This is a genomic window from Sedimentimonas flavescens, assembly GCF_019264375.1.
Lineage (GTDB): Bacteria > Pseudomonadota > Alphaproteobacteria > Rhodobacterales > Rhodobacteraceae > Rhodobacter > Rhodobacter flavescens.
Map to the genome: position 1 here is coordinate 1 of NZ_JAHVAI010000033.1, position 8,260 is coordinate 8,260.

The 8,260-nt window shown below is 56.4% G+C and carries 5 protein-coding genes; all 5 read right to left on the minus strand.

The genetic code is table 11. The features are described from left to right. Positions 1 to 22: 22 nt before the first annotated feature. Genes KTQ37_RS16330 through KTQ37_RS16350 form a run of 5 tightly spaced genes read right to left on the minus strand, consistent with a single transcriptional unit; the run spans position 23 to position 8,184 of the window. Entirely contained in the window at positions 23 to 1,201 is a 1,179-nt protein-coding gene (locus tag KTQ37_RS16330) for a GIY-YIG nuclease family protein (protein WP_218631577.1), read from the minus strand. Continuing rightward, positions 1,194 to 3,257, minus strand: a complete 2,064-nt coding sequence (locus tag KTQ37_RS16335; protein WP_218631578.1) for a DEAD/DEAH box helicase — start codon at positions 3,255 to 3,257, stop codon at positions 1,194 to 1,196. Before KTQ37_RS16335 ends, KTQ37_RS16330 begins: the two co-directional genes overlap by 8 nt. A 1-nt stretch (position 3,258) precedes the next feature. Beyond that, entirely contained in the window at positions 3,259 to 4,569 is a 1,311-nt protein-coding gene (locus KTQ37_RS16340) for a PDDEXK-like family protein (RefSeq protein WP_218631579.1), read from the minus strand. Between the two features lie 10 nt (positions 4,570 to 4,579). After that, entirely contained in the window at positions 4,580 to 5,437 is an 858-nt protein-coding gene (locus KTQ37_RS16345; protein ID WP_218631580.1) for a hypothetical protein, read from the minus strand. Then, entirely contained in the window at positions 5,434 to 8,184 is a 2,751-nt protein-coding gene (locus KTQ37_RS16350; RefSeq protein WP_218631581.1) for a class I SAM-dependent DNA methyltransferase, read from the minus strand. The genes KTQ37_RS16345 and KTQ37_RS16350 overlap by 4 nt, the downstream gene beginning before the upstream one ends. Positions 8,185 to 8,260: the final 76 nt, after the last annotated feature.

The following is an 8,260-nucleotide window of genomic DNA, read 5'->3' on the forward strand; positions in this document are numbered from 1 at the left end:
GCCTCCTCGGGAATGGCGCGACCTAGCCCCTCTTTACCAGCCGAGCCTCCGTAGGGTCGTAGACTAGCTGACCAATCGACCCGTCCCTGATCCGTTCCACAGCCTCGTCAATCACAAACAATGGCACCAAGAACCATTCGCGCGGTATCACTGGATTACCGAAACGGTCCGAGATTTCGATCTCTAGTCTCGCGGGTTCAAGTACACGGTGTATCAGTGTTTCTAGTTTCGTACGGTTGATGTTAGCCAGCTTGTAGGTGGTGACGATTTCAACGTCCGCCAATAGAAAGGTGGCCTCTAGTCTAGCGTTTGCGATACGCCGCTCCACACTCCCGCCCGTCACACCGACCTTGTGCAAGAGATCTTGGTTCTCGACCACGACTGGTAACTCAGACTTGCTTCGCAGAACATAGATCGTGCCACTGCTCTCATCCCCCTCTTCAAGTTGGTCCGAAAACAGTGGCCCGGCGGTTGGGTCAGTGATACGCCTGCTCGCTTCGTCTTTGTGAAGGGCACGTTGAAGAGATCGCATCAGCATGTTGCTTTGGGTGCCATTGTCGAAGATCACTCTCAGCCGCGCATCCGTTCGGCCTTGAGCGTTAGTAAACATCTCCTCCATCTCGGCAACGTAGGCTTTCTGCCCTCCAACAATGAACAACCGCCCCGGACGGATCTCAGCTTTCAACTCGAATGGCCTTGTTGTGCGCATACCAAGGTCGAGATCCGATTGAACCTTGGCAAAGAGGTCCTTGAACCGATCGAAGTCCGGGCATTTCTCCCTCTGCGCGACCTCTTCAGCTGCCTTCTTTTCGGCGCTCGGTCGGACATGCCGTAGCTCGGTCAATCCGCCTTCGTTAGTACCCAAACCGAGAGCCGCCAACAGCTCCTCATCGTCTTGCGGTGCGGGAGCGTCCATAGCTTCGAAACTACCCGCCAAAATGCCCTGTCGGTCCAGTGGGGCCAACAACTCGAGGCAATCTGGCAGGGCCTGCAGACGCTTCAATCGGACGGCATACAAACACTCGAAGATGTCACCTTCATCAGAGTTTACCGGGACCCGGCCGTTGTCATCCACAAACCGTTGGATGTCTTCAAACCCCGCGATGATACGCTCCTCTTTCGCGTTTCGAGCTGCGGGTTTGGGTGCCTCTGGCTCCACGCCAAGCGCGGCGAGCAGTTCTTCATCCGTAAGGTCAGCCATGCTTCATCTCTGCAGTCTTGCGCTGGAGAAACGCGATACCCTCGGCCATACGCCGTTCCCAAGGATCGGCTGCCGTGATTGAAGGCAAGCGACCTCGATCTGCCTTGAATCGCAACGCTCTTCCAGCAAGCTCTCTGGCTTCGTCGATGCTAAGCGAGGCCTTCTTGCCCGCGATGATGTGTGCAACCTGCTTCAAGTTCTCCTCGCTCATGGATTTCGCAAGGATCGAGTATGCTTCGCCGAAGGGGTTAATACTGTCGATCATATCGATGTCCAGTTCCCTTACATCCATCGCGAACTTGCGCACACCATCGATGAGTGCTGTGTTCGCCGAAGGTTGGCTAGGGTCGTCTTGCAACTTGCGCACTGCCTCTGCAGCTTTCTGCGTTAGGTTGAGCGCCGCAACAGCTCTTTGCCTAATGGCCTCGTGGTCGGTGTCATCTAGGTCGGGATATCGGTCGCGAATGACCTTGCCCATCTTCAACTGGGTGATTTCTTCAGTCACCAGATCATCAGCCGGAGTGAAGATCCCCTTGGCCACTGTCGCTCTGTCCGCCACGAAACTTGCGACAATGTCGTTGATATCGTCTTCGCAGGCCTTCTGCGCTTTCTCACTGGATGGCGTGATCAGGCCTTTGATCTCGATCTGGTACGGCTTTTGGGGGTTGTCGCTCATACCCACGTTCGTTTGGCTGTAGTCATAGCCATTGGGACCATAGTCCACGCCTTCGACTGGGCCGCTTGAGGCGGTTTTCGGGACGAAGTCGAACTTGGGCGCGAGCACCTGCTCCATCAACAGGCTGGCTGCAATGGCTTTCAGCGTATCGTTGACAGCTTCTGCCACGGCGTCGCTTGCCGCATCTGGTTCAGCAATCAAGTTGGTGAAACGCGCTTTCGTCTTGTTTTCAGCATCTCGGGTTGCCCGTCCGATGATCTGCACGATCTCCGTCAGGCTGGCGCGATATCCAACGGTAAGTGCATGTTCACACCAGATCCAGTCGAATCCTTCCTTCGCCATACCCAACGCAATGATGATATCGACGTGATCTCGATTGTTCTTCCGCGTTGGATCTTTGAGCGAGTTGAGCACCTTGTTGCGTCGTCCCATATCGGTATCATCAACGAGATCGGCAATCTTCAACACTCTACCCGTGGCCGACTTGACCAGCTGAAAGCCCGTCGCCTCGTCCACGCCTTCCCATTCGCCCAGGGCATCAATGATGTGCTCGACTTCCTTGTGCTTGTCCTTGGTACTTTCACGCGCGTTCACACTAGGGATGTGTATGATCGTCTTCTCGTTCGGATCCAAGACGTTCAGGATGTCGTCGGCGTATGGCCCTGTGTAGAAGAAGTACCCAATATCGAGCTGTTTGAGCCACCGATAGCCGTTCAGCTGCTCGTAGTAGGTGTAGGTCACCGTATCGAACTTGCCCTCGTCATCAGGTGACAGGACCGCTTCGGCATCGCCACGGAAGTAGCTCCCTGTCATCGCTACGATGTGGGCACTTCCTCTGGCTATCAAAGCTGTGAGCTGAGCGCCTAGCTTGTTCTCTGGGTTGGCCGAGACATGATGGAACTCATCGACCGCGATCAGGCGATCGTCAAAGACCTCGATGCCGAACTTGTCAACCGCGAAGCGAAAGGTGGCATGAGTGCAAACCAGCACCTTGTCGGAACTCGCGAGGAACGTGCCCACCGCATCAACCTTGCCACTGTCGCCCCCTGGTGCGTTGCACAGGTTACAACGAGGGGCGACGTACCAATCGGCCCAGAAGCCGAACTTGGTCAGTGGCTCGTTGTTGAAGCTGGCCCCGATGGATTTCTCGGGGACAACGACGATCGCCTGTTTGCAACCCTGGTTCTCTAGCTTGTCGAGAGCGATGAACATGAGCGCACGGCTCTTCCCCGAAGCAGGCGGTGACTTGATAAGCAGGTATTGCTCGCCACGTCGCTCAAAGGCTCGCTCCTGCATCGGGCGCATCCCAAGCTCGTTAGACTTCTGGTCGGTACCTGTCTGCGCATAGCGAACGGAAACTGAGGGGACTGACTTGCTCATCCTATTGGGCCTCCAGCCAGGTCTGGATCACAGGTCCAATTGCCTCTCTAATCGCATCGAACTCATCGTCGAAAGACTTGAGAGCTTTGTGGATAGCAGCCGAGATCCGGTCCGGGTCGTGAACATCGTCTACGGCAAACGTGTTCTGCTGGAAGAATCGAGAGTAGCGTTTCCCCTCGTCAGTAGCTCCCTTCTGGAACTTGATGCGCAATCTCGCGTTGTCTTTCCCGACTTGGCCGATCGATTGGATTAAGGCGGTCCTCAATCCGTGATCCTTCAATGGACCGACCTCTCCGTACAGCTTCACTCTGCCACTGGTTCCATCGGCGCTGGTCGTGAGGCGGATCCAAGTGATCAGAGGAAAGCCCGCCCAGTACTTCTCGCATCCCGGCCATACTTGCGCTGGTCCGCCCAGCACATCAAACCAGCCCTCCGGAAGGAAACTGACAGCGGCCATGTCGCCGTTCAAGTAGACGAAGCTCATATCGCCTACGCTGACGACATCTGGATACTTCACGTTCTCCCCGAACACAGCCTCCGCTGCCATGGCAAAGTCTGTGCTCTTGCCGTTCTCCACGATAAAGTCGAGCACCCGCTTGTGGTCGCGGTAGATCTCGCGGGCGAGTTTCTCGAGGTCCAACCTATCTTGGTCCATGCGGACGGCCTCTCTAATGATCTGCAAGTAATGGTTGATGAAAGCCGCGACTTCGGCCGATAGCGGATGCGAGCGTGACGCTAGGACCTGCTCCAGCAGTTGGTAGACCGCATCGTACCTGATGGGCGCAAAGCGGCTATCGTTCGGATCTTCATCGTTGAGGGAAAGGAAAATGCCTTTCAGGCAAGAGTAGTGACTGGACCTGATGAAGGTCGAATGGGCGATCTCCATGTAACGGTCCAACTGGTTGCTGTGCAGGGCGCTATGCACCTTGTTCTCGATCACAAAGACCCAGCCGTTGCGAGGACTAAGGACCAGGAGGTCTATGCTACGCCATTCCGGGCGGACTTCGGCGTCGCTGAGGTCGCTTTGAAGGATGTCTAGCGCGGTTGGCTTCCCCGCGACGTCATGCCCTCGCATCGCCTCCATCAGAAACGCCTTGAGGAAAGCATCGCCCATCCCATGGCTTTCCTGCGGATCCATGAGCCAGCCAAGGATCGCCGAGTGACGGATCTCCATGTGCTCCATGCCCATGACCTTGATCGGGTTGAAGCGGCCAAGATGCGCCTGGATCCGGTGCAGGTCCGGGTTGTTGACCAGCAGTGCCTCGATCTCGTCGAGCGTGGGTGTAGTTCGGTGTGCCGACGTTCCGTCCATCAGAAGCCTCCTATACCGCCAGTCGTTGCTGTAACCTGCGCAACAGCAATCGAGCTGAGATCAGGACAATCTGGAAACGGAACGTAGCGTCCTCTTCTTCCGACAAGCCTGGGTGACTACCTTCGGGATGAAGCCGAGCCATGAGGCCATGAAAGTACTGCGGCTTTTGGTCATTGGCGTTCCACTCGTTGTAGCCGGGCAGTAGGAACGGCGGATCAAGCTCGCCGAGGAACCTAACCCGGCCACGGTGATCACTCCCAGAAAACCCAAGCGTTCGGGCAGTCTCTTCAACCAGTGACTCGAAGAATGTTCGGAACTGAGCATTGGCGGCCGCCCAATTCCCAAGTGAGAAATTGGTGGTTGCTTGGTTCAAGTGACCTCGAGGAACGGCGAAACCGACCTGATCCAAGATCGAGACGAGTTCGCTTTCCGCCTCGCGAAAGTCTAGTCTTGGAACCGACGTTGGCAACATGCGGCGTATCTCAGCAACCTTCTTCGTTCGTGGTTCTCCAAACAAACTCGTTTCACCCGAAGGCATCTCCATTTCGACAACCTCAAAGCCATCGAAACGAAGACCAGCGATAAACCTCTTCCATTCTGGTTCGGCCCGCATAGCAGGGGGGGCATCTTTCGCGAGGTTCAATATGGCTCGCTGAAGGCTCATCATGCCACCTTCTGTCATCACTTGAGGATTGGACTCCAAGGCGACTTTCGACCAAGTCGAGATGCGAGAAGTCTTGCTGGACGACCCAACCACCAGGTGATGGATGTCCCACTGAACCTCGTGGACTTCCATACCCGCATGTGAGTGGTAGCTAGCCACCACTTGCACAGCTGCAACCACGGTCAAACGATTGAACTCACTCATGCCTGCACCGTCGTTGTCATCTTGGTGTACATCTCGAAGAGCTTCTCCAGCCGTTCGGTGTCGTTCTTGAAGCGGCGGCCGATGTAGATGCGTTCTAGGGTTTCGTCGTTGCGATCGTGGGCGGCTCGGAGGTCGTCGGGCATGTTCTCTGGGTCGTAGAGGTCCGCGATGGTGGCGGGGAAATGCGCCTCGCGGGCCAGAAGGATGCCTTCCGCCGTCGCTGTAAGGTCGGCGCGGTTCTTTTCGGTCAGCTTGGGGACGGGGAAGGTGTTCCAGCCGAGGGTGTTGGAATAGCTGAAACGCATTTCCAGCCGCACGCAGACCGTGCCGATCCAGACCCAATGCAGCCGCGAGGCAATCAGCGCCATGTTCCAGAGCGGGGCATCGTAGAACGAGAAGCACTTGTCAGAAATGATCGTACCTTTTTCCATCGGGACCACAGGGAGGTAGTCCCTATTTTCGGAACTCACACGTGGGATTACCAGAAGTTCTTCTTTTCCGCTCTGTCGCACTTGTTGAAAAGCATGAGCATAAGAAGCCGAGTCTTGGGTCATCTTCTTTGTGCTCTTGAGGCGTTCGATTTTCACTAACTCAATTCGCTGATTGATTGTCGGGATTTCGCGAGCCCTCTCCAAAGTTTCATCAGTTACCCAAATGCAATAGCGCAATTTGCCATTGATGGCTTCAGCAGACCCGACAAATCTTCTGACGAAAGTTTCTTCGTCCTCTTCGCTCAAACCGAGGTTCGGAACCTCCCATGGCTCAAGTAGGAGGAAGCCACCATCGACCGCCTTATTGCCATTGTCCATCTTTGAAACTGAAGAGAGCAGTTTACTTCGGGGTTCTACTGCAATGTTGGGTCCGTCCACCAAATACGGATTTATGTTAGAAGCACTTTTTGCCACCGTCTCCCCGTTCTCATCAATCGAGAACAACCGTTTCTCTCGTCCCGCCACATTGGTAATTGCGACAATCGCCACGGTCACGCCCGCGTTGTGGCTGGCAAGGTTCGCCCACTTAAAGGAGGTATGGGCGAAGGTGATCTCATGCCCATCAGCAAAAATCGCGGGCCAAAGGATCGGTACCTGCTGCCCCTGACAGATGGAGTTTGTCGTCACGAAGGCGCTGACCGTTGGTGTGTGCAGCCCGTAGTCAGCGGCCTTCATGAACCAGCCTGCGACATAGTCGAGGGACTTCCAGCTCTTGACACGTCCTTCGAAGATCCGTCCGAGATCCTCCTTCTGCTCCGTCGATTGCCATGTGGAGCCAAGGTAAGGCGGGTTGCCGCAGATATAGGTCTCGCCCCCTTCGTTCTCGAAGTCGATCTGAGCTTGATCCAGCGGGCTGTCGAACAGGTCCTCGGCCTGAAACTTCACCGCCCTGCCACTGGGAGGGCAGACAGACAGCCAATCCACCCGCAGAGCATTGCCACAGGTGATCCAGTTCTTCTCATCCAGCGGCAGGAACGCCTCTCGCGCGGCCTTCTGTCCGATGTAGAGCACGTCGCATTGGTATTCGGCGATGATGAGGGCCAGTCGCGCAATCTCGGCAGAGAAGTCCCGCAACTCGATCCCACGGAAGTTCTGGACGCTGATCTCGGACTTTTCCCGGCTCTCTCCCCGGCGCTTGTTAATCTCGGCCTCGATCGCCCGCATCTCTTTGTAGGCGATGACGAGGAAGTTGCCGGACCCACAGGCCGGATCGAACACCCGGATGTTGGAGATCCGCTTGCGCAGATTGAGGAGCTTTCGCGCGTTGTCGCCAGCCTCGTCCAAGGCTGCCCGAAGGTCGTCGAGGAACAGCGGGTTCAGCACCTTGAGGATGTTGGGCACCGATGTGTAGTGCATCCCCAGCGCCGATCGTTCCTCTTCATCCGCGACGGCCTGAATCATCGACCCGAAGATGTCGGGGTTGATCTGTTTCCAGTCGAGGTTGCCGATGTGCAGGAGGTACTTCAGCGCGATGCGGGAAAAGCGGGGGACCTCGGTCGAGCCAGAGAACAGCTCGCCGTTCACATAGGGAAAGGTGTTAGCCCAGTTCGGTAGGTTGGCCGAGGCACGATCCTTGATCTTCACGTCCATCGCCCGGAAGACCTCGGAGATGACCTCGTGGGTGTTGGAGCTATCGCGTTCGGAGAAGGTCGAGACAGTCGCGGTGAACAGGTTGTCGCCCGAGAAGATGTCGGTGTCCTCAGCAAAGAAGCAGAAGATCAACCTCGCCATGAAGTGGTTCATGTCGTGCCGACGCTCGGCCGTGCCCCACTCGGGGTTGTCCTGCAGGAGCGTAACGTAGAGGCGGTTGAGCCGCGATGTCGCACGCACGTCGAAAGCGTTCTCGCGGATCTGCTTGACCGTGGTGATCCCGGCCAGCGGGAGGAAGAACCCGAAGTGGTTGGGGAAGTCGGTATAGGCGCAGGCCACGGTCTCGCCAGTGGTCAGGTCTTCAGCCTCAAGATCGGTGCCATCGGTGGCGAGGATGTAGCGCACCTTGCCTTTGGCTGTGGCTGGGCTGCTGCGAAGGCTAGCGAGCGTGTCCGAGACCTTGCCAGTATCAGCGACCTTCAGGTGGATGTTCTTGGTCTGAAGGACGCCGCCGAGGTCGGACTTGTTCGTGTCCCCTTTGCGCAGCCGCTTCATGGTGGCCTCTTTGTTCCCGAAGGCCTCCAGAAAGGCGAAGGGAAACTCTTCTGCGTCAAATGGGGTTTCTGCCAGGTCCGAGATGGCCTGTTCAATCTCTACTGCGTTCACGGATGACTCTCCTCAATGCGCCTATTCATCCCAGTTTCGGGGGCGAGGTCAAACCGATCTTTGGGCGGTCCTGATG